This window comes from Streptomyces graminofaciens (genome assembly GCF_030294945.1).
In the GTDB taxonomy this organism is placed as follows: Bacteria; Actinomycetota; Actinomycetes; order Streptomycetales; family Streptomycetaceae; genus Streptomyces; species Streptomyces graminofaciens.
In genome coordinates, this window is record NZ_AP018448.1 from 7,360,502 (window position 1) to 7,378,663 (window position 18,162).

The following is an 18,162-nucleotide window of genomic DNA, read 5'->3' on the forward strand; positions in this document are numbered from 1 at the left end:
GATGGCTCTCAACATCCTCGGCCTCACCGACGCCGTGATCTCGCACGCCAGTGCCAGCGGCTACTTCGAGACCGTCAACGGCGCCGAACCAAAGAACGCTCCGGCCACGGGCGGCCTGACCGCCGCCGTGTGGGCCGACCGCGTCACTCCGCTGCGATCGTCCGGCCTGAACAGCGTCAGCGTGCTCCTCGTCTTCAACGTGCGTATCTACGGCTCCGCCCAGTCGGAGCCCGCGGACGCGATCGACCCGAACATGCTCGCCGCCGTAGACGCCCTGTGCGCGGCCTACAGCAGCGACTTCACCCTCGGCGGCCTCGTCCGCTCGGTCGACCTCCTCGGGGCGAACGGCACAGCGCTGGGGGTGCGCGCAGGCTACCTGTCGCAGGACGGGGTGCTCTACCGCGTGATGACGATCTCCGTGCCCGTCATCGTCAACGACCTTTGGGAAGAGGTGGCATAGGTGGCCAAGCAGTCCGGATTGGGAGACAACTTCTACCTGCATGGCTACGACGTCTCCGGCGACCTCGGCAGCGTCAGCGTCTCCGGCGGGCCGGCCGCGCTCGAAGTCACCGGCATCGACAAGTCGGCGTACGAGCGGATCGGCGGTCTCCGTACCGGCGGCATGAACTGGTCCGCGTTCTTCAACCCCACCGACGACCGGGCCCACGACCGGCTGGAGAACCTGCCGTACACCGACGTGCACTGCGCCTACTTCCGCGGTACCACGCTCGGGAATCCGGCAGCCTGCCAGGTGTCGAAGCAGATCAACTACGACGGCAACCGTGGCGACTCCGGCGAGTTCACCTTCCAGGTGGAGGCCCAGTGCAACGGCTTCGGTGTCGAGTGGGGGCGGTCGCTGACAGCTGGGGTGCGGACGGACACGGGGGCGACGAACGGTTCGTCGATCGACACAACGGCGGCTGCGTCGTTTGGGGCGCAGGCGTACTTGCAGGCGTTCGCGATGTCCGGCACGGACGTCACGGTGAAGATCCAAGACAGCGCGGACAACAGCAGCTTCGCCGACGTCACCGGGCTTTCGTTCACCCAGCTCACCGCGGGGCGTACCGCCGAGCGACTTGCTACAGCCAACAACGCCACGATCCGTCGCTACCTGCGCGCGGTCACCGTCACGACGGGCGGGTTCTCGTCGCTCGCGTTCGCCGTCGTGATCGTCAAGAACGAGATCGCAGGGCAGGTGTTCTGATGATTCAACGACCGGTGAACCGCGTCGAGCCGAAGCTTCCTGCTTCCGCGTACAAGACGTACGAGCTTGCGGCGCCCGTTGCCACGCACTGGAGGAAGGCGACGTGCGCGGAGATCGACTGCCCCCGCTATCTCAACGGCTGGCGCGTGCACGTCGAGCAGATCGGGCCCGAGCTGACGCACGACGCGAAGACGTCCGGGCGCCGCTGGCACGAACTCCGTGTCGCGGAGGGCCAGACGTACCTCGTCTTCGAGGCCGGCCAGCCCTGCTTTCAGGTGTCCGAGCATCGGAAGCGGATCGACCGGCCGGAGCTGTATGTGGTCCGGGACGGTGACTGGCGCGGTAACCCGCGTCGTACCGAGGCGCGGCGGCATGAGCGGCCGGAGCACTGGGTGGAGGACTTCGCCGAGCACCAGGGGCGCCTCGCGGACGCGCACGGGAAGGGCTGAGCCATGACTGAGGGCATCCGCCTGGAGATCGACGGCGAGGACTTCACCGCCGAGTGCGAGGAGTTCACGTTCGGTGTGCCGCGCGTGGTTTACGACGAGGACAACGGCAGCAGCATGCGCCGCTTCCTCGGGCCAGCCGGGTTCCAGATCACCCTGATCAACCCGACCGACCGAGCCCGAGCCCTGGTCGATGGAGGCAGAGCCACTCGCACTGTGAAGATCGCCGCCGCTGGCAACTCGATCATTCACCCCACGCACTTCATCGAGGAATGGACCACGACGGACGGCATTCGGAAGGTCTTCGGGCGCCTCGCCTGGGACACCGGCCGAGACGCCAAGTGGGTCGACGAACCGCAGCTCGCTGAGGCGTAGCTCCAACAGAAGGGAACGACCATGGCGAAGGAAAGCGGCCTCGGCTGGACGACCTGCTCGGTAGACAACTCGGCAGGCACCGCCAAGGCCATCAAGAACGACGTCACCAGCCTCCAGTTCGCCACCCCGCGCGGCGTCCAGGACGTGACCGGCATCGACAAGAGCGCGTACGAGCGGATCCTGCTGCTCGCCGACTTCTCCATCACCCTGAACTGCGTGTTCAACGACGCCACGGACCAGATGTTCGACGTCTTCAAGACCGTCCCGTCCACGTCGGTGCCCCGCACGACGACGCTCACCGTGTCCGGCCAGACCCTCGCCAATGAGGTCCTCTACACCGACTTCCCGGTGAACCGCGCGGACGGCGGCGAACTCACCGCCGCGATCCCCGGCGTCCTCGCCGACGGCGTTGTCCCGACCTGGTCTTGACTCCAAGTCATGGCGACCGTCCGGGAGTTGACCGATAGACTATCCAAGTCAAAGCGACTTGGAGGCCTGGTCATGCCCGGAGCAATAGATGGAAAGTTCACCGTCAAGTCATGTGGCAAAGCGCACGCTTGGTGCGCCGAATGCCGCCCCGCACAGGCAGCCGCACAGCGGAAGCCGAAGCCGCCGAGGAAGGAGCACGACAAGCCATGCCGGAACTGTGGACGATGCGACACGTGCCTCGGCCTCGCGGCGCCGGAAGGAATGAAGGTCTGCCGGGACTGCCGGGAGACCAAGTCACTGAAGGCGTTCGCCCGCAGGAACGACACAGGCGGATACCGCAACCAGTGCATGCAGTGCCGAAACAAGGGCATGTCGGCGGCTGGGTGCGAAGGTTGCGGCAAGTCCTTCGTCCGACACTCTGCCGATCGCACTCACTGCGCCGCCTGCCGTCCCACAGTCACGAAACCCTGTGCTCGGTGTGGCAAACACTTCATCGGATCTATGGAGCAGCGCCGCTACTGCTCGTCCGAATGCCGCGAAGCCACCCTCACCGAGCAGCGGCGCGAGGCGCACCGGAAGGTGCGCTTGGCCGCACTCCAGGCGTACGGCGGCGAGGCGCCCGCCTGTGTCTGCTGCGGCGAAGCGATGTTCCAGTTCCTCGCCCTCGACCACATCAACGGCGGCGGTCACGCGCAGCGTAAAGAGACAGGCGGCGGCGGGTTCTACAACTGGCTGCGCCGCCACAGCTACCCGGCCGGGTTTCAGGTGCTCTGCCACAACTGCAACTTCGGCCGACAGATCAACGGCGGCACCTGTCCGCACAAGGAGGAGTGACCGCATGGGATACAAGCCGAGGCGGAAGATCTACACCCTGGCGTTCGAGGGTGAAGAGTACGAGGGCCTTGAGGTCAAAATCCGGGGCCTCAACACCGGGCAGGTCATGGACATCGACGCCGCCCGCGCCGACGGAGGCGACTCGGCGATCGTCGCCATGCTCCAGCTGATGGCCGAGCAGCTCGTCGAGTGGAACGTCGAGGACGACGAAGGCCAGCCCGTACCGACCACGTTCGAAGGCGTCCGCTCCCTCGACATCGACTTCAACTGGGCGGTCATCGACGCCTGGCAGAACGCCGCCGCAGGAGTCCCCGCCCCTTTGGAGAGCGGCTCGACCTCTGGCGAACCATCCCTGGTGGCATCGATTCCCACGGAAACCCTGTCACTGCCCCCGGAGAGTACCGCCGTGCCCGCCTGATCCTCAGCCTGCTGCAACGGTTCCCGGGCTACACCTACACCACCCTGCTGGCGGAAGACCCCGAGCTTCTCCGCCTGCTCGACATAGAACAACGCGGCACACCCGGAGAGGAGGGGGGCGGTGGGTAACGACATCGAGATCCGCGTACGGGTCACCAACCAGACCCAAGCCGGGCTCAACCAGATCAACACCGCCCTCCGCACCCTCACCACCCGCGCCACCGCAGCAGCCGCCGCCCTCAACCGGCTCGAACAGCAGGCAGAAGACGCCACCCGCGCACTCCGGCGTCTCGCCCGCCAAGCCGACGACACCGCCCACGCCATGAGCGGCCTCTCCACCAGCGTCACCGCAGCCAGCAACGGCCTGCGCACCTTCAACACCCGCGCCGGATCCACCGCCACACGACTCGCCGACCTCGACGACCCCATGCGAACCCTGCGCCGCGACATGGACGACCTCGGCGGCAGCATCGACGGCGTCAACGACGGCCTGGTGGACCTGCGGGGCGGCCTCGGCCGGCTGACCGGGTCCAGCAACAGTGCCTCCAGTTCGCTCGGCGGCGGTGGGGGTGGCGGCGGGGCGGCTTCGGGTGGCGGCGGCTTGACGGGCTCGCTGATCGGTATCGGTGCTGCGATCGGCGCATCCGTGCTGCCGTCGATCGGCGCGCTGTCGCCGATGCTGTTCGGCCTGGCCGGTGTGGGTGGTGCGGCGGCGTTGGCGATGGACGATCTGAAGAAGGAGTTCAAGAAGCTCAAGCCTGAGTTTGAGGATCTTCAGAAGGTCGCGTCGAAGGCTGTGATGCCCGGCGTGAAGAAGTCGATGGACGACTGGCGCGGCGCCATGAAGGGCCTGAATCCCGTCGTACGGGAGGGCGGTAAGGCTTTCGGGGACTTCGTGAAGCGGGCCGCCGACTTCGCGAACTCCCCGGCGTTCAAGTCGAGTCTGTTGAAGAACGTGGAGATGGGCTCCGGGTTCTTCAAGGACTTCACGAACAGCCTGTTCGACTTCACGCAGGCGTTCCTCGACTTCGGCACCAAGTCCCAGCCGTCCCTGGACGCCTTCCAGAACCTGTTCGGTGGGCTCCTCGACCGCGGCCTGCCATCCATGTTCAAGGAGATGGAGCAGGGCATCGGCGGGTCGGCGGACGTCATCGACGGCCTCGCCTACCTGATCAACGATTCACTGCTGCCGTCCCTCGGGAAGATCGCCGGATCCTTCGCCGACGCCTTCGGCCCACTGATCGGCGAAATGCTTGTTACCGCCGGTAATCAGATCAAGGTGCTGGCCAGCGTGTTCGAAGGGCTGATGGTCTTCCTCCGCCCCTTGGGCGCCGTCGTCGCCGACGTGTTCCGCTCCTGGAACGAAATCTTCGCGATCGGCGCCTCAGTAGCCGGGGACTTCGCGAAAGAAGTCGGCGGCGCACTCTTCGAAACCCTCGCCGAACTTGCGGGCATCGACACCTCAAAGCTCGACGACGGCTTCTACGGACTGTCCAACTGGGTGAAGGAAAACCAAGGGCAGATCCGCGGGGCGTTCCTCAGCGTCGCAGAGGCCATCACGACGATGGTGACCGCCGGCATCGAGGCACTGCCCCTGCTGTTCGCCGCTTTCCAGGGCATGACTGAGGGTGTCCTCCTTGCGATCGATGGCCTGGTGTCCGGGCTGGCCACCGCGTTCGGTGACCTTCCGGTGATCGGCGACAAGTTCGAGGAGTGGAACACCAAGTTCGACGACTTCTCGCAGGGCTTCCGGTCGGGCATGGATGACGCCGGGAGTTCACTCAACGAGTTCGTGGACAAGGCCGTGCCGCGTCTGAACCGTGCCCAGATCAAGATGAATGTGGATCAGGCGGAAGCGAGTCTGGAGTACATCAAGGAGCAGTTGAAGGACCCGGAGCTCACCCGGGAGCGCAAGGCGAAGCTGAAGGTTGAAAAGAAGGACGCCGAGGAGAAGCTGGCTGCGGCGAAGCGCGAGTTGGCGGCGTTCGACAAGAAGCAGGCGCAGGCGAAGCTGGACGCCGACTCGGGGCCGTTCGCGTCCGCTTTGGACTGGGTGAAGAAGCAGAAGATCCCGAAGAAGACCGGGCAGATCGGCGCGAACACCGGAGGCTTCTGGGCGTCCGTCAACGCGCTCAGGAACAAGGTGCTGGGCACCTCCTACATCAACGTGAAATACACGGGCGCAGGCCTGGGCAAGGCCCTCGACCGGGACATGAAGCGCAGCGCCAACGGCAACATCTTCAAGTTCTTCGCCGACGGCGGCACAGAGAACCACGTCGCGCAGATCGCCCCCGCCGGGACGATGCGCGTGTGGGCAGAGCCGGAGACCGGAGGCGAAGCCTATATTCCGCTCGCCGATTCGAAGCGGGGCCGCTCGACATCGATCCTGGCCGAGGTCGCCGAGCAGTTCGGCTATCGGCTGGAAAAGTTCGCGTCCGGCGGTGTCCGCAGGGAGGCACGGCAGGCGCGCGGTCCGATCCGGGCGGCCACATCCGGGGACACCGAACGCTCGCTGTTGCGGCTGATGGACACGATCGTCAAGGGCCACATGAAGATGGCCACCGCCCTGTCAAAGGTCAACTCGGCACTCGACAAGGCCAAGGACAAACTCGGCGACCTCCGCTCCGCGGCCTCCCAACTACGGGAAAGCGTCAGGTCGGGGATCCTGTCTGCGGCCTCCATCACACGCGACGGCTCCGGCGGCGGCGCGGTGACGGTGCGGTCCATCATGGGCGGCCTCGTCCAGTCCCGCGACAAGTCGACAGCGTTCGCGGACGCGTTGAAGCGACTACGCAAGAGGGGCCTCAACAAGGGCCTCCTGCGGCAGATCGCCGAGTCGGGCATCGACGGCGGCGGCCTGGAGGCGGCCGGCGCGCTGCTGACGGCGTCGGGTAGTGAGTTGCGGTCGGTGAATTCGCTTCAGTCGCAGATCTCGGGTGCTGCGTCGAGGGCGGGGAAGACGACGTCGGACGCCTTGTACGGGCAGCAGGTCAAGGTGCAGGAGCGGCTGGTCCGGGCTTTGGATGATCTGGCGGACGAGTTGAAGAAGGCGTCGAAGTCGAAGAAGTCGGCGGGCAGGAAGGCTGCGGGCGGGATTGTCGGGGCTGCGGCGTCGGGCGGCTTGCGTGGTGGGTTGACGTGGGTGGGTGAGCACGAGCCGGAGTTGGTGGATTTGCCGGTGGGTTCGCGGGTGCGTTCGGGTCCGGACTCTCGGCGGATTGCTGCCGCTGCTGCCGGATCGGGCCAGCCGATCATCGTGCATCAGACGATCACCCTGGATGGGCGGATTGTTGCGCAGCAGATCTTCGAGCCGCTGAAGCGTGAGGTCCGTAACCGGGGCGGCCTCGAACCCGCATTCAAGACGACCAGGTAGATAGGAGACGACGTTGCCGTTCACCGTGTGGAATGGCCCCGCACCCACGACTGCCGCGCAGGCGAGCGTGACGACGGGCACGGCCATCAAGACGATGCTTCAGCTGGCCACGCCCAGCACCACGCAGATAGAGGTACTGGAGTACGGCTTCAGCCTCGACGACCCGCCGGGCGCGGACGGTGTGGTCGAACTCCTTCAGACCGACGTGGCTGCGACGGTGACCGCGCACGTAGCGGCGACGGGTGTGATCAACCTGGACCCGAACGGCCCGACGACGCTGCTCACCATGGGCACGTCGGCGACTGGCTACACCGCGACCGCCGAGGGCTCGATCACCGCGACGCGGGTCTTCGACACGGTGTCCCTCAGCTCGGTGTCGGGTGAGTCAGGCCTGTGCTACGTGCGAACGTTCATGCCCGACGACAGGCCCATCGTTGCCGTGTCCAAGTTCCTGCGGGTACGGGCAACGACGCCGACGACAGCCGCCGACATGCGGTGCTGGATCACCTATCGGCAGGTGGGCTGACTCGTGCCGTCCATCGCTCCGTTCGTCTCGGCGTTCAAGCGCCGTCTCGTCAACCTCCCCGGCCCGGCGCGGGCGTCTGGGGAGGCGTCGAATGGCGAGCCGGTGCAGGTGGAGCTGTGGGTCAACGGCGAGTGGGTCGACATCACCGCGGGCGGCTACGTCATGGTCCGCGACGACAACGGGCGGATCAACCTCAAGAAGGGCATCAGGAGCGAGGGCGCGCAGACGGATGCGGCCTCGTCGGAACTGGAGCTGAGGAACACAGACGGCCGCTTCTCCCCCCGGAACCCGACGGGCCCGTACTACGGGCTGCTCAACCGGAACCAGCCGATTCGGATCAGCGTGCCGGACGGGAACGGCGGCAAGTCGTACCGGCTGCTGGCCGAGGTGTCGGACTGGGCGCAGGAATGGGAGCGCTCAGGGAACGACGTGTGGACCACGGCCGAGCTGTCGGGTGTGATCCGCCGGTATGCGCAGGCCCCGCCGCCGGAACGCTCGGTGATCTATGAGGCGGTCACGAGTCCGCTCGCCTCGTCGGTGGTGGCGTACTGGCCGTGTGAGGACGTGTCGGGGTCGGCGTCGATCGCGTCGGCGGTGACGAACGGCTCGCCGATGGTGTTCTCGACCGGCACCCCGAATCTCGCGGCGTCGAGCCTGTTCACCGCCTCTGATCCGCTGCCGACGTTCGCGGGCGCGTCGATGACGGGCGGCGTCGCGAAGTACGACACCCCGACGGCGACGCAAGTGCGGTTCCTGGTGTATCTGCCGTCGGCGGAGCTCACGAACCGGAAAGTGATCGTGCGGGTGAGTCAGGCGAGCGAGATCGCCACGACGCCGCTCACGGACTACGAACTGGTGTACAACTCGACCACGCACTCGCTCAGCGTCGTGTTCATGGACTCGTCTGGCACGAACTTCGGCGTGGACCTGGACCACACCCAGGACGTCCGCGACCGACTCCTGTACGTGTCGCTGGAGTTCCAAGAGTCCGGCAGCAGCACCATCTACACGGTCCGCACCCTGGACATCGTCAACGACGTCGAAGTGGCCACGTCGCTGACACGGAACACGGAGGGCTTGACCCGTTGCACGGCCGTGGCGGTGTTCGTGCCGTCGATCTCCGCCGTCGGCCCGAACTCGTCGACGGGGCTGGCGGGTGGGGTGGTTGGGCACATCACGGTGGAGAACGCGATCACCGCGATCGATGCTCTCGGCCGCCGCCTGAACCCTGTCGGTGAGCCCGCGGGCCGCCGCATTCAGCGGCTGTGCGCGGAGAACGCGATCCCCTTCGACTGGGTGGGCGATCTCGACGACACCGTGGCGATGGGCGGCCAGAGCAAGCAGAACCCGCTGGCGCTGATACGGGAGTGTGTCGAGGCGGACGGCGGCATGCTGTTCGAGAACCTCGCCGTCCACGGGCTTGGCTACCGGACACGGGCGTCGCTGTACAGCCAGGACCCGCAGCTGGTCCTCGACTATGCGGGCTACAACCTCGCCGAGGTTCCCGTCCCGGTGGAGGACGACCAGCGGATCGCGAACCGGGTCACGGTCACCGTCAACGGCGTCTCGCAGACGTATGAGGAGACTGAGGGCCGTCTGTCGACTGCTCTGCCTCCGGCCGGTGTGGGCGTGTACGGGCCGTCGGACGCAACACTGAACCTCGCCACGACGGATGCGGCGACGCTGCTGGACCAGGCGGCGTGGAGGGTGCATTTGGGCACGGTGGATGAGGCCCGGCACCCACAGATTGCGGTGAACCTCGCCCACTCGTCGTTCGTCGACAACCCTGCGTTGAAGCGGGCAGTGCTCGCGCTCCGGCAGGGCGACCGCATCCAAGTGCAGAACCCTCCAGCCTGGCTGCCGCCCGACGCGATCGACCAACTCGTCCTCGGCTTCGACGAGTCCATCACCCATTTCGAGCACCGCATCACGATGATCTGCGCCCCCGCCTCCCCGTACACCGTCGGCTACCTCGACAGCGTCGACTCCCGCGTCGACACCGACGGCTCAGAGACACTCACCGCGATCTCCTCCTCGGACACGACGGTGTACGTGGTGCCGTCGGCCGGCCAGACCGGGCTGTGGACGACGGACACGGCTGAGGTGCCGTGGGATGTGCGTGCGGGCGGCGAGGTCATGACGGTGACGTCGTGCACGGGCTGGCTGGTGGACGCGTTCGGCCGCTCCAGTTCGAGCAGCTGGGGCACGGCGGATACAGGGCAGGCGTGGGCCACGGTGGGTGGCGGTGCCGCGTCGGACTACTCGGTGGGCTCCGGGTACGGGGTGCACGTCCTGTCGACGGTGGACACGACGCGGCGGACGTCGGTCACTCCGGTGAGTGCCGACTGTGATTTCTACGGCAGCATCACGAGCAGCGCGCTGGCGACCGGGTCGGGCCTGTTCGGGGCGTTGACGGCGCGGATGCTGGATTCCGAGAACATGTACATGGCGCGGCTGGAGTTCACGACGTCGAACGCTGTGCTGCTCGTCTTGCGCAAGTTGGTCGCGAACGTGGGCACGGACCTCGGCACGTACACGGTGCCCGTCACTCACGTCGCGGGGACGTTCATTCGGGTGCGGTTCCAGCTCAAGGGGTCGGCGCTGAAGGTGAAGGCGTGGCTGGCGTCGGAGATCGAGCCGCCCAACTGGAACATCGAGGTCACGGACTCCTCGATCAGCGCCACCAACACCATCGGGACGCGCTCGATCCGGGTCACGGGCAACACCAACGCCGCCTCGGTCGAGATCCGCTACGACGGATTCGAAGTCATCAACCCGCAGACGTGGACGGTCACACGCTCCGTCAACGGCTGCGTCAAAGCGCACGCCGCCGGCACCGACGTGCGCGTCGCGAACCCCTGGATTCTCCCCCTGTAAGGAGGCATGCATGGCCGCCGAGTCGTACCCAACGCCCCAAGCGGGCCAGCGGGCCACCGCAAGCCTGCTCCGGGCGATGCTGCCGCAGACCGTACGGAAGATGGCTGACGAGCCGAGGTCGGCGACGACGACGTTTGCGGACGACACCCACCTCACCTTCGCTGTCGAGGCGAACGCCGTGTATCGCATGAACGGGGCCATCAAGTACTTCGCCGACCCCACCCCCGACATCAAGGTCCAGTTCACAACACCGACCGGGACGCTCGGCGAGTGGTGGTGGCTCATGCCCGGTTCGACGACTGCGGCAACCGGCACCACGGGCTACTCGATCCGTACCGAGACGAACGACGTGACTGGGTCCCGCACGGGATACGGCACCAGCGACTCGACCATGTTCACCCCGATCGGCGGCCTGTGGCGGGTCGGCTCGACCGCCGGGTCGATCACGATGCAGTGGGCGCAGAACACGTCGAACGCGACCGCGACGGTCCTGTACACGGACTCGTACCTCGAATTCAGACGCATCGCCTAAGGAGAGACCTTCATGGCCACAGTGACTCACCGGTATGAGTCCGCCCAGTACGACGGCACCAACAGCGCCGTGATCCTCGCGTTCCTCGACGGGGCTTCCTACACGGTCGTGGAAGCGTCCGTGGAACGACTTGTGCTGACCGACTCGGAGGGCACTCGCAAGACGATTCCGGCAGGTGGGTGGGTGGTTCGGTACGGCTGGGCGCACGAACTGGCATGGCAGGGCTCGGATGCCGCCTACCTCGCGCAGTGGGCGGTGGTGCCGTCGTGACCGGCGTCCGCGTCGTCTCACTGAAGGTCGACGGCCCGCAGACGATCCCTGCGGACGGCGGCTACCACATCGTCTGCTTCCCCTACACCAGCGAGTCTCACGACCCGTGGGGCATGCACGAGCCCGTCCAGCCGGACGGCAACACGGTGACGAGCTGGAAGACCGACGACCGGTCCGGGCTGATCTGGCCGTCTGTTGCTGGGTGGGGGACGTTGACGTCGCTCATCTACTGGGAGCCGGGCGACTACGACGAGCTCCGCGACCGGTACGTCCGTGACCCGCTGGGCGTGTACGACTCGACGGCGACGGAGCACAGGCCGCCGTCGCCGGGGATCCAGTGCTTCCACAAGTCGCACGAGATGTTCGTGCGCCCTGATGTGCCGATCGCGCTGCTGGTCGCGCAGGACGCGGGCACGGCGCGGAAGTTGACGTTGGCCGAGTTCAAGCTGGCCATTCACCCTGTAGAGGAGGCCTGACCATGGCCACACCACCGAGCGCGTCCACATTCGCGCAACTCCTCCGCGACGAAGGCGTCACTGTCGTCGAGGTCGGCAACTGGGAAGACCACAACCGCAACCACAAGGGCCCCTGGGGCCCCGTCTACGGCGTGATGATCCACCACACCGTCACCTCCGGCAGCGCGGCCACCGTACGGATCTGCCGCGACGGCTACTCCGGACTCCCCGGCCCCCTCTGTCACGGCGTCATCACCAAGGACGGCCGCGTCCACCTCGTCGGCTACGGCCGCGCCAACCACGCCGGCCTCGGCGACCCGGACGTGCTCGCGGCTGTGCGCGCCGAGCGGGCGGCGCCGGCCGATGACGAGGCCACGGTAGACGGCAACCGGCACTTCTACGGCTTCGAGTGCGAGAACCTCGGCGACGGCGAGGACCCCTGGCCCGAGGCACAGCTGGAAGCGATCGAGCGAGTGTCGGCAGCGATCTGCCGGCATCACGGCTGGGGTCCGCTGTCGGTGATCGGTCATCTGGACTGGCAGCCGGGGAAGTCGGATCCTCGCGGGTTCACGATGGCGTCGATGCGGGAGCGGGTCGCAGACCGACTGGTGGGGACGGCGCCGCCGGTGGTGCTGCCCGAGCCGGTGAAGCCGACGGTGGATCTGTCGCGGCTGGTAGCGGCCGCGCAGAGCGATCCGAGCCGTGCGGGGACGCCAGTGTCGTACGCGGGCGTGAAGACAGTGGAGGCCGCGCTCGTGGACGCTGGGCTGCTGGAGAAGCCGTACTTGGATGGGCATTTCGGGTCGGCGACGGTGGACGCGTACGCGCGCTGGCAGCGGCTTCTCGGCTACTCCGGGACCGCGGCGGACGGGGTACCGGGCATGACCTCACTCAAGAGACTCGGCGACAAGTACGGGTTCACCGTCGTCGCCTGAACTGGAAGGAAACCTCATGAAGATCCTCGGTAGAGAACCCGTCGTCGTCCTCAACACCCTGTCCGCCGTCCTCGGTCTCATCGTCTCCCTCGGCGTTACTTCCCTGACCGCCGAGCAGGCTGGCGCGACCGTTGCCGTGGTGTCCGCGATCCTCGGCGGTATCGCCGCGGCGCTGACGCGGCCGGTGGCTCCGCAGGCGTTCACGGCGATCGTCGCGGCGGGGGCTACCGCTGTGGCGGCGTTCGGGTACGAGGTGAGTCAGGGCACGGTGGGTGCGGTGAACACGCTGGTGCTGGCGGTGCTGACGCTGCTGACCCGCGTGCAGGTGTCCCCAGCCCCGCCGTCCGCGCCGACCGGCCCGCAGAGCGTCTGATCGGAGTAGTACGTGGCAGACGATCCGACGTTGGGTGAGGTTGTTCGGCGGTTCGACGAGCGGTTCGCCGACGTCCGTGACGACATCGCCCAGCTCGGACGCCGCCTCGACGAGAAAGTCGACCAGCGGATCTACGACTTGCGGCACGAGGCTCTCGCGTCGCGGGTGACGACGTTGGAGACGCTGAGGGAGAAGGACGCTGAGAAGCTGGTCGCTACCCGTAGGTGGCTGATCGGCGCGGTGATTGTGCCACTGGTCGGGATCCTTTTGCCGGTGGTCATCCTGCTGTGGCAGGGGGCTGGGACATGAGCCGGGCACAGATTCGGGCGGAGGAACGGCGGTGGCGGCGCGGGGATGTGCTGACTGTGGTGGGGGCGATCCTGCTGGGGGTGGTGTTGGCGTGGATTGTGGTGGCTATCCAGACGATGGGCCGGGATCTGCATGAGGAGCGGGGTGCGCGGGATGCTTTGGCGCGGCAGGTGCAGGACTTGGGGGCGACTCCGGTGGCGGGGCCGCCGGGGAGTCGTGGGGAGCCGGGTACCTCGGTGACTGGGCCGCCTGGTCCGCGGGGTGAGGTGGGGCCTTCGGGTCCTCCTGGGCCGTCTGGTTCGCCGGGCGTGGATGGCGAGGACGGGAGTGACGGCAACGCAGGGGAGTCGGGTGCGCCGGGTGTGGGCGTGACGGGTCCGGCTGGTCCTCCGGGTCCGCAGGGTGAGCCTGGTCCGGCTGGTCCTCAGGGCGAGCCGGGTTCGGACGGGGCCGATGGCCGTGATGGGCAGGCCTGCCCGGGCGGGTATTCGTTGCAGGCGCCGCCGTACGACGAGGATGCGTTGGTGTGCCGGAAGGATTCGGCGCCGTCGGAGGAGGAGTCGCCGTCTCCGCAGGCTGCGGGGCTGGATCCGCAGCGCCGGGTGTACGCGTGAGGTTTGTGCCCCCGGGCACCACCCCGGGGGCTGCTGGCGGACCGGCCAAAGCTCAACGTCAGCGTGTCGACGGTAGCGGGTTTCGCGCGGCGATTCTCAAGTCCGCTGGTCAGGCATCACTTTGTCGGCACCGACAAAGTGATCAGGCCGCTTCGACGACGTCCCCCGTCAGCCGCTCAGCAGCCGCCCACTCCACCACCAACGCCTGATACTCAACCCGCTCCTCGTCCGTGAACGGACGCCCCCACGCGGCCAGCGCGAGCGCCCTGATCTCGGCGTTCACGGCCGCAGACGAGCGCACACGGCCAAGGGCCGGAAGGTTGGGGGGCATGCGACCAGACTACGTCTCCCCACCGACAGCACCGCCCGCTATGCTCCCCACTATCGCCTCCGAGGGCCCGACCCCTCGGAGGCGCTCTACTGTCGGGAGTAGGGAGCCACCCATGCAATACCGCGTCGTGTACCAGATCGTCCCCGCCGGAGTCGGCCCAGACGACTACGAACCCCACGAGCTCGAGCGCGTGGAGACCGTCCTCGAGCTGTCCGACCCGGAGCCGGTCGGCATGCTCGGCGAGCAGATGCTCGAGTACGGGCCGCCGATCCCCGAGGTGAAGCGCGCGGTACGGGCTGCCGTCGGGCTCGAGGAAGACGACGAGCCCATCATCCTCACACTCGAGTCGGCCTAGGCCCGCCGCTCCGCGTCCTCGAGCCGGGCCCGGTAGTAGGCGTGATCACGCGGAAACCCAGCCAGCGCAGACAACCCCTCACGGAAGCCAGCCGCCGCATCCGCCCAACGCTGGCACGCGTACGCCGCATCCGCCGCCTGCAACCGCGCCCGCGTCGCATCCAGCCAGTACAGCCAGCCCGGCCGCTCCCCCTCGTCCGGCGCCCGCAACGCCAGCCCGTGGGCCTGCTCAGCGAGCCGTACGGCCCGGTCCCGCTCCCCGAGCTGGGCGGCCGCCATCGCCTCCTGGTGCACCGCGGCTGCCTCGGCGGCGGGGGACAGCGGGCGCGGGCCGGCGAACCGGGCGCCTTCCGCCGTACGCAGGGCTCGGATGGGGTCGCCGTGTTCCAGGGAGTAGTGGGCCCGCACGCGCTGCGCCCACGACGCCATGTCCGGGTGGCCGCCGTCTACCGCCCAGCCGTGGGCGAGATCAATCCATGCGAGGGCGGGGCCGCGTTTCTCCTCCTGCCAGGCCACCCAGGACAGCCAGTGCGCATGCTCGGCCGCCAGGAGCATCAGCCGGTCAGCCGTCGCCCCGGTCGTGCCAGGGATGAGACGGGTCACCGCATCCAACTGCGCCCGCACCACCGGCCACAGATCCGGCCCGCTCAACTCGTCCTCGGCACGCCGATGCTCAGCCAGGACCCGCCCAATCCAATCCGCCGTACGCAAGTCCATACGCCCGGAGACATGCGCGTGAGCGATCCGGTCCCGCAGCTCCCCACTCGGATCCCACTCGGCATACCCCTGCGATTGCCCGGCCGCCCTCAACTCTGGTGGCACCTGCAGCCCTTCTGTGATGCGAGCCTTCACGTCGGCGGTCTTCACCACCCGACGGCGTGACTCGATAGCAGAGATGTGGGGCTGCGGCAGTCCGATCAGAGGTTCCAGCTGTCGCTGGGTGAGCCCAGCGGCGCGCCGGTATTCGTAGAGGATGGCAGCCCAGTCAGCGCGCGCCCACGCGGCACGCAATGCGACGTCTGCCCAGAGTCCCCGACTACTCATAGCGAAAAGATACTGCCGCTACGTGAAGGGCTGTATCAGAACGGACTGACCGAACCTTCAGCATGTGTCTCAATCACACCGAGTCGGGTCGGGACAGGGAGCACCATGCCCATACAGAACACCGCGCAGGAAGAACCGATCACCCTGACGGACCCCACACGTCCGCCGCGCCCCGCGCCGGGCTGCGACGTGTGTGCCGCCCTCGACGGGCAGCGCGCTGACGCCGAGAAGCGTGGAGACATCCGCTTCGCCACCACGTGCGAGATGGAGATCCGCCGCCACCCCCGCCACCGCGACGAGGCCACAGCATGACAAGCACTGAGCGGATCGCCATGGCCCGCGCACACAGCGGCCCGCTACGGTTCCCCGACCACCTCCCCGGTGAGGCCGAGTACGGGGAATTCATGACCCACCTGCTCGGCTGCGCCGACTGCGGGTACGGGCAAGTCCAGTGCGAGACAGCCACCGGACTGTGGCAGGCGTACAAGGCGGCCCGCCCTAAGCGCATATGACCCCTGCCGCCGGCGTGGACCTTCCCCGGCCGCAGGACGGCCGCCCCGTGCCGTAGGGGCGGCTAGGTGACCCGCCGTCGATGTCCCCCGTCGCGGCGGCGGGTCACCGCACCAGCTCGGCGAGCGGCACACCGAGAGCGCGGGCGATCAGCGCCAGGTGGTCGATCAACGTCGCATGCGTGCCCTGCTCGATCCGGTTCACCGTCTTCCGGTCGAGGCCGGCACTTTCGGCGAGTCGTTCTTGTGTGACTTTCTGGCGTGTGCGTTCGGCCCGGATGTGGTCCCCGATGGCTCGACGTTGCTGGAGTACCCAGTCGGGCATGGGGTCGGTTGGCACGCGTACACGCTGGTCAACGCGATGATCGATGTCTGTACCATCGTTGGGACATTCATGGACCAGACGGGATGAGCATCCGCAACCACCCGCCGAATAAAACGCCCGTTCGAGTGACTCCGGGCACTGACCGTTGTTCAGGCCAACGGTTTACACGATCATTACGTGCATCCCCCACGCGTCAACCCGCCCGCACCACGCGCCACCCCGCGTCACACACAGCACAGGTGACCTCTACATGACCGAGCCGGCCAACCCCACTCAGGGCCGACCCCTCACGCCACTGCAAATCTCGCGAGTGGACTTCGCCCAACGCGACCTCGAAGCAGCGCGCGCCGCCGAGCTTGCCGACCTCGACCCCGCCGAACTCATCCTCGTCATCGAGCGGCTCCGCGGACGCCTCGACGACACACTCGCCCTGATCAGCGAACTCGGCTACGTCGTGCCAAACCAATAATGTCGTCGGCTATGCCGTTGCCGACGGCGTTGGCGAGGGTGACGTTCCCCGCCGTCGCGGCGCTCATGATGCCCGGGCAGCCGATCACCGAGTCGGGCCGGAAGTGCAGCGGATCGAGGAAGTCGTCGTCGAGCCTTCGGTATACGACATGGACGGGCATCTCCCCGCGTGTCGTCCGCATCCACACCCGGTTTCCCCGGCACACGAGATCGTGCCCCTCGACCAGCTGCACACCCATCAGCCGGGCCAGCAGGGCGTGCTCGAAGTAGGCGGCGTTGTTGGGCCCGGGGGTGAGGACGACGACACGCGGATCGCCGATCCCACCGGGCGCGGCGGCCCGCAGCGCGGCCAGCAGCTTCTGCGCGTACCCGTCCACCGGCAGCACATGCTGCTCGGCGAAGAGCGACGGGAACACCCGGGTCATCGCGCGCCGGTTCTCGATCACGTACGACACGCCGGAGGGCACCCGGACGTTGTCCTCCAGCACCCGGAAGTCGCCCGCCTCGTCCCGTACGAGGTCGATGCCGGCGACGTGGATGCGTACGCCGCCCGGTGGCTCGACGCCGTGCGCGGCTCGGTGGAAGTGGGGGGAGTTGAGGAGCAGCCGCCAGGGCACGACCCCGTCCTCGAAGGCTCGGCAGGGCCCGTAGGCGTCGGCGAGGTACGCCTCCAGGGCCTTGACCCGCTGGGCGACCCCGCGCTGGATGAGGTCCCACTCCAGCGCGTCCAGGATGCGGGGCACCAGGTCCAGCGGCCAGGGCCGTTCCTCGCCGGCGAAGGCGTAGGTCACGCCCCGGTCGGTGAACGCCCGGGCCATCTGGTCGGCCCGGAAGCGCAGTTCGCTCGGCTCGATCGGCTGCAGGGCGGCCAGCACCGGCTCGTAGGCGGTCCTGACCTCACCCGGCCGCTCAAACATCTCGTCCCACGCGTCGGCCAACGCGTACGCGTCAAATATGTCCGCCATGGCCCGACGTTAAGTGCGGCTCGTAACAAGCTCATCACTGTTCGATTTCCGGGAGTTGACGGGAATGATCGTGAGTGGGGGTGTTGGGGGGTTTCGGGAGGCGATGGACGGGGCAGCGGGGGCGGGTGGGCGCGCCGCTGGCTGATATGTGCGCTTTGCAAGTCATGCGCTGTTTGTCACACCATCAGCTTCTTGCA

General features: G+C 67.5%; 23 protein-coding genes and 2 pseudogenes. 20 read left to right on the forward strand and 5 right to left on the reverse strand.

Annotated features, from left to right (window positions below):
- The first annotated feature begins 1 nt into the window (after nucleotide 1).
- The 16 genes from SGFS_RS32200 (at nucleotide 2) to SGFS_RS32275 (ending at nucleotide 13,355) form a co-directional block, all read left to right on the forward strand.
- On the forward strand, nucleotides 2-460 hold the full coding sequence (locus tag SGFS_RS32200) for a hypothetical protein (protein WP_286255501.1): 459 nt from the start codon (nucleotides 2-4) through the stop codon (nucleotides 458-460).
- Nucleotides 461-1,204 carry a hypothetical protein gene (locus SGFS_RS32205; protein WP_286255503.1) on the forward strand — a complete coding sequence of 248 codons (744 nt, stop codon included), beginning with the start codon at nucleotides 461-463 and terminating at the stop codon, nucleotides 1,202-1,204.
- Nucleotides 1,204-1,653, forward strand: a complete 450-nt coding sequence (locus SGFS_RS32210) for a hypothetical protein (RefSeq protein WP_286255504.1) — start codon at nucleotides 1,204-1,206, stop codon at nucleotides 1,651-1,653. Before SGFS_RS32205 ends, SGFS_RS32210 begins: the two co-directional genes overlap by 1 nt.
- 3 nt (nucleotides 1,654-1,656) lie before the next feature.
- On the forward strand, nucleotides 1,657-2,025 hold the full coding sequence (locus SGFS_RS32215) for a hypothetical protein (protein WP_286255506.1): 369 nt from the start codon (nucleotides 1,657-1,659) through the stop codon (nucleotides 2,023-2,025).
- Between the two features lie 21 nt (nucleotides 2,026-2,046).
- The gene (locus SGFS_RS32220) at nucleotides 2,047-2,454 is read left to right on the forward strand and encodes a hypothetical protein (RefSeq protein WP_286255507.1); all 408 of its coding nucleotides are present in this window, start codon (nucleotides 2,047-2,049) and stop codon (nucleotides 2,452-2,454) included.
- A 501-nt stretch (nucleotides 2,455-2,955) separates the two neighbouring features.
- Nucleotides 2,956-3,288, forward strand: a complete 333-nt coding sequence (locus SGFS_RS32225) for a hypothetical protein (RefSeq protein WP_286255508.1) — start codon at nucleotides 2,956-2,958, stop codon at nucleotides 3,286-3,288.
- 4 nt (nucleotides 3,289-3,292) lie between these two features.
- A complete protein-coding gene (locus SGFS_RS32230) occupies nucleotides 3,293-3,706 on the forward strand; it encodes a hypothetical protein (RefSeq protein WP_286255509.1) in 414 nt (137 codons plus the stop codon).
- Between the two features lie 120 nt (nucleotides 3,707-3,826).
- Nucleotides 3,827-7,078, forward strand: coding sequence for a hypothetical protein (locus SGFS_RS32235; RefSeq protein WP_286255511.1), 3,252 nt, complete (start codon nucleotides 3,827-3,829; stop codon nucleotides 7,076-7,078).
- A 13-nt stretch (nucleotides 7,079-7,091) separates the two neighbouring features.
- The gene (locus tag SGFS_RS32240; protein ID WP_286255512.1) at nucleotides 7,092-7,604 is read left to right on the forward strand and encodes a hypothetical protein; all 513 of its coding nucleotides are present in this window, start codon (nucleotides 7,092-7,094) and stop codon (nucleotides 7,602-7,604) included.
- Between the two features lie 3 nt (nucleotides 7,605-7,607).
- Nucleotides 7,608-10,481, forward strand: a complete 2,874-nt coding sequence (locus SGFS_RS32245; protein ID WP_286255513.1) for a hypothetical protein — start codon at nucleotides 7,608-7,610, stop codon at nucleotides 10,479-10,481.
- Nucleotides 10,482-10,491: 10 nt separating this feature from the next.
- The gene (locus SGFS_RS32250; protein WP_286255514.1) at nucleotides 10,492-11,013 is read left to right on the forward strand and encodes a hypothetical protein; all 522 of its coding nucleotides are present in this window, start codon (nucleotides 10,492-10,494) and stop codon (nucleotides 11,011-11,013) included.
- Between the two features lie 12 nt (nucleotides 11,014-11,025).
- Nucleotides 11,026-11,283: a hypothetical protein gene (locus SGFS_RS32255; RefSeq protein WP_286255515.1), complete on the forward strand. Its 258-nt coding sequence runs from the start codon at nucleotides 11,026-11,028 to the stop codon at nucleotides 11,281-11,283.
- Nucleotides 11,229-11,759, forward strand: a complete 531-nt coding sequence (locus tag SGFS_RS32260) for a hypothetical protein (protein WP_286255516.1) — start codon at nucleotides 11,229-11,231, stop codon at nucleotides 11,757-11,759. The genes SGFS_RS32255 and SGFS_RS32260 overlap by 55 nt, the downstream gene beginning before the upstream one ends.
- 2 nt (nucleotides 11,760-11,761) lie before the next feature.
- Nucleotides 11,762-12,673 carry an N-acetylmuramoyl-L-alanine amidase gene (locus tag SGFS_RS32265; protein WP_286255518.1) on the forward strand — a complete coding sequence of 304 codons (912 nt, stop codon included), beginning with the start codon at nucleotides 11,762-11,764 and terminating at the stop codon, nucleotides 12,671-12,673.
- Between the two features lie 16 nt (nucleotides 12,674-12,689).
- Nucleotides 12,690-13,046 carry a hypothetical protein gene (locus SGFS_RS32270; RefSeq protein ID WP_286255519.1) on the forward strand — a complete coding sequence of 119 codons (357 nt, stop codon included), beginning with the start codon at nucleotides 12,690-12,692 and terminating at the stop codon, nucleotides 13,044-13,046.
- A gap of 12 nt (nucleotides 13,047-13,058) precedes the next feature.
- Nucleotides 13,059-13,355, forward strand: coding sequence for a hypothetical protein (locus SGFS_RS32275; RefSeq protein ID WP_286255521.1), 297 nt, complete (start codon nucleotides 13,059-13,061; stop codon nucleotides 13,353-13,355).
- 756 nt (nucleotides 13,356-14,111) lie between these two features.
- On the opposite strand, the gene SGFS_RS32280 is transcribed toward SGFS_RS32275, so the two are convergent.
- Nucleotides 14,112-14,300, reverse strand: coding sequence for a hypothetical protein (locus tag SGFS_RS32280; RefSeq protein WP_286255523.1), 189 nt, complete (start codon nucleotides 14,298-14,300; stop codon nucleotides 14,112-14,114).
- Between the two features lie 112 nt (nucleotides 14,301-14,412).
- Between SGFS_RS32280 and SGFS_RS32285 the strand changes: the two genes are divergently transcribed.
- Nucleotides 14,413-14,655, forward strand: a complete 243-nt coding sequence (locus SGFS_RS32285; protein ID WP_286255525.1) for a hypothetical protein — start codon at nucleotides 14,413-14,415, stop codon at nucleotides 14,653-14,655.
- On the opposite strand, the gene SGFS_RS32290 is transcribed toward SGFS_RS32285, so the two are convergent.
- Entirely contained in the window at nucleotides 14,652-15,305 is a 654-nt protein-coding gene (locus tag SGFS_RS32290; protein ID WP_286260466.1) for an XRE family transcriptional regulator, read from the reverse strand. The genes SGFS_RS32285 and SGFS_RS32290 overlap by 4 nt on opposite strands.
- A 159-nt stretch (nucleotides 15,306-15,464) precedes the next feature.
- Nucleotides 15,465-15,698: pseudogene (locus SGFS_RS32295) on the reverse strand (helix-turn-helix domain-containing protein); the annotation flags it as partial.
- A gap of 105 nt (nucleotides 15,699-15,803) precedes the next feature.
- Between SGFS_RS32295 and SGFS_RS32300 the strand changes: the two are divergent.
- Both SGFS_RS32300 and SGFS_RS32305 read left to right on the forward strand, forming a co-directional pair.
- The gene (locus SGFS_RS32300; protein WP_286255526.1) at nucleotides 15,804-16,010 is read left to right on the forward strand and encodes a hypothetical protein; all 207 of its coding nucleotides are present in this window, start codon (nucleotides 15,804-15,806) and stop codon (nucleotides 16,008-16,010) included.
- Entirely contained in the window at nucleotides 16,007-16,210 is a 204-nt protein-coding gene (locus SGFS_RS32305) for a hypothetical protein (RefSeq protein WP_286255528.1), read from the forward strand. The genes SGFS_RS32300 and SGFS_RS32305 overlap by 4 nt, the downstream gene beginning before the upstream one ends.
- Nucleotides 16,211-16,313: 103 nt before the next feature.
- Here SGFS_RS32305 and SGFS_RS32310 read toward each other — a convergent pair whose 3' ends face one another.
- The gene (locus SGFS_RS32310; RefSeq protein WP_286255532.1) at nucleotides 16,314-16,547 is read right to left on the reverse strand and encodes a helix-turn-helix domain-containing protein; all 234 of its coding nucleotides are present in this window, start codon (nucleotides 16,545-16,547) and stop codon (nucleotides 16,314-16,316) included.
- A 235-nt stretch (nucleotides 16,548-16,782) separates the two neighbouring features.
- Here SGFS_RS32310 and SGFS_RS32315 point away from each other — a divergent pair, with 235 nt between their 5' ends.
- Nucleotides 16,783-17,001, forward strand: coding sequence for a hypothetical protein (locus tag SGFS_RS32315; RefSeq protein WP_286255533.1), 219 nt, complete (start codon nucleotides 16,783-16,785; stop codon nucleotides 16,999-17,001).
- A gap of 1 nt (nucleotide 17,002) precedes the next feature.
- Here the strand turns inward: SGFS_RS32315 and SGFS_RS32320 are convergent.
- Nucleotides 17,003-17,965 (reverse strand): annotated as a pseudogene (locus SGFS_RS32320) (circularly permuted type 2 ATP-grasp protein); the annotation flags it as partial.
- Between the last annotated feature and the right edge of the window lie 197 nt (nucleotides 17,966-18,162).

Excerpts from the sequence above, each read along its gene's own strand:
- SGFS_RS32200 (WP_286255501.1), top strand. The coding sequence starts at position 2 with ATGGCTCTCAACATCCTCGGCCTCACCGACGCCGTGATCTCGCACGCC.
- SGFS_RS32210 (WP_286255504.1), top strand. The coding sequence starts at position 1,204 with ATGATTCAACGACCGGTGAACCGCGTCGAGCCGAAGCTTCCTGCTTCC.
- SGFS_RS32215 (WP_286255506.1), top strand. The coding sequence starts at position 1,657 with ATGACTGAGGGCATCCGCCTGGAGATCGACGGCGAGGACTTCACCGCC.
- SGFS_RS32220 (WP_286255507.1), top strand. The coding sequence starts at position 2,047 with ATGGCGAAGGAAAGCGGCCTCGGCTGGACGACCTGCTCGGTAGACAAC.
- SGFS_RS32225 (WP_286255508.1), top strand. The coding sequence starts at position 2,956 with ATGGAGCAGCGCCGCTACTGCTCGTCCGAATGCCGCGAAGCCACCCTC.
- SGFS_RS32230 (WP_286255509.1), top strand. The coding sequence starts at position 3,293 with ATGGGATACAAGCCGAGGCGGAAGATCTACACCCTGGCGTTCGAGGGT.
- SGFS_RS32250 (WP_286255514.1), top strand. The coding sequence starts at position 10,492 with ATGGCCGCCGAGTCGTACCCAACGCCCCAAGCGGGCCAGCGGGCCACC.
- SGFS_RS32255 (WP_286255515.1), top strand. The coding sequence starts at position 11,026 with ATGGCCACAGTGACTCACCGGTATGAGTCCGCCCAGTACGACGGCACC.
- SGFS_RS32260 (WP_286255516.1), top strand. The coding sequence starts at position 11,229 with ATGGCAGGGCTCGGATGCCGCCTACCTCGCGCAGTGGGCGGTGGTGCC.
- SGFS_RS32265 (WP_286255518.1), top strand. The coding sequence starts at position 11,762 with ATGGCCACACCACCGAGCGCGTCCACATTCGCGCAACTCCTCCGCGAC.
- SGFS_RS32270 (WP_286255519.1), top strand. The coding sequence starts at position 12,690 with ATGAAGATCCTCGGTAGAGAACCCGTCGTCGTCCTCAACACCCTGTCC.
- SGFS_RS32280 (WP_286255523.1), bottom strand. The coding sequence starts at position 14,300 with ATGCCCCCCAACCTTCCGGCCCTTGGCCGTGTGCGCTCGTCTGCGGCC.
- SGFS_RS32285 (WP_286255525.1), top strand. The coding sequence starts at position 14,413 with ATGCAATACCGCGTCGTGTACCAGATCGTCCCCGCCGGAGTCGGCCCA.
- SGFS_RS32300 (WP_286255526.1), top strand. The coding sequence starts at position 15,804 with ATGCCCATACAGAACACCGCGCAGGAAGAACCGATCACCCTGACGGAC.
- SGFS_RS32305 (WP_286255528.1), top strand. The coding sequence starts at position 16,007 with ATGACAAGCACTGAGCGGATCGCCATGGCCCGCGCACACAGCGGCCCG.
- SGFS_RS32315 (WP_286255533.1), top strand. The coding sequence starts at position 16,783 with ATGACCGAGCCGGCCAACCCCACTCAGGGCCGACCCCTCACGCCACTG.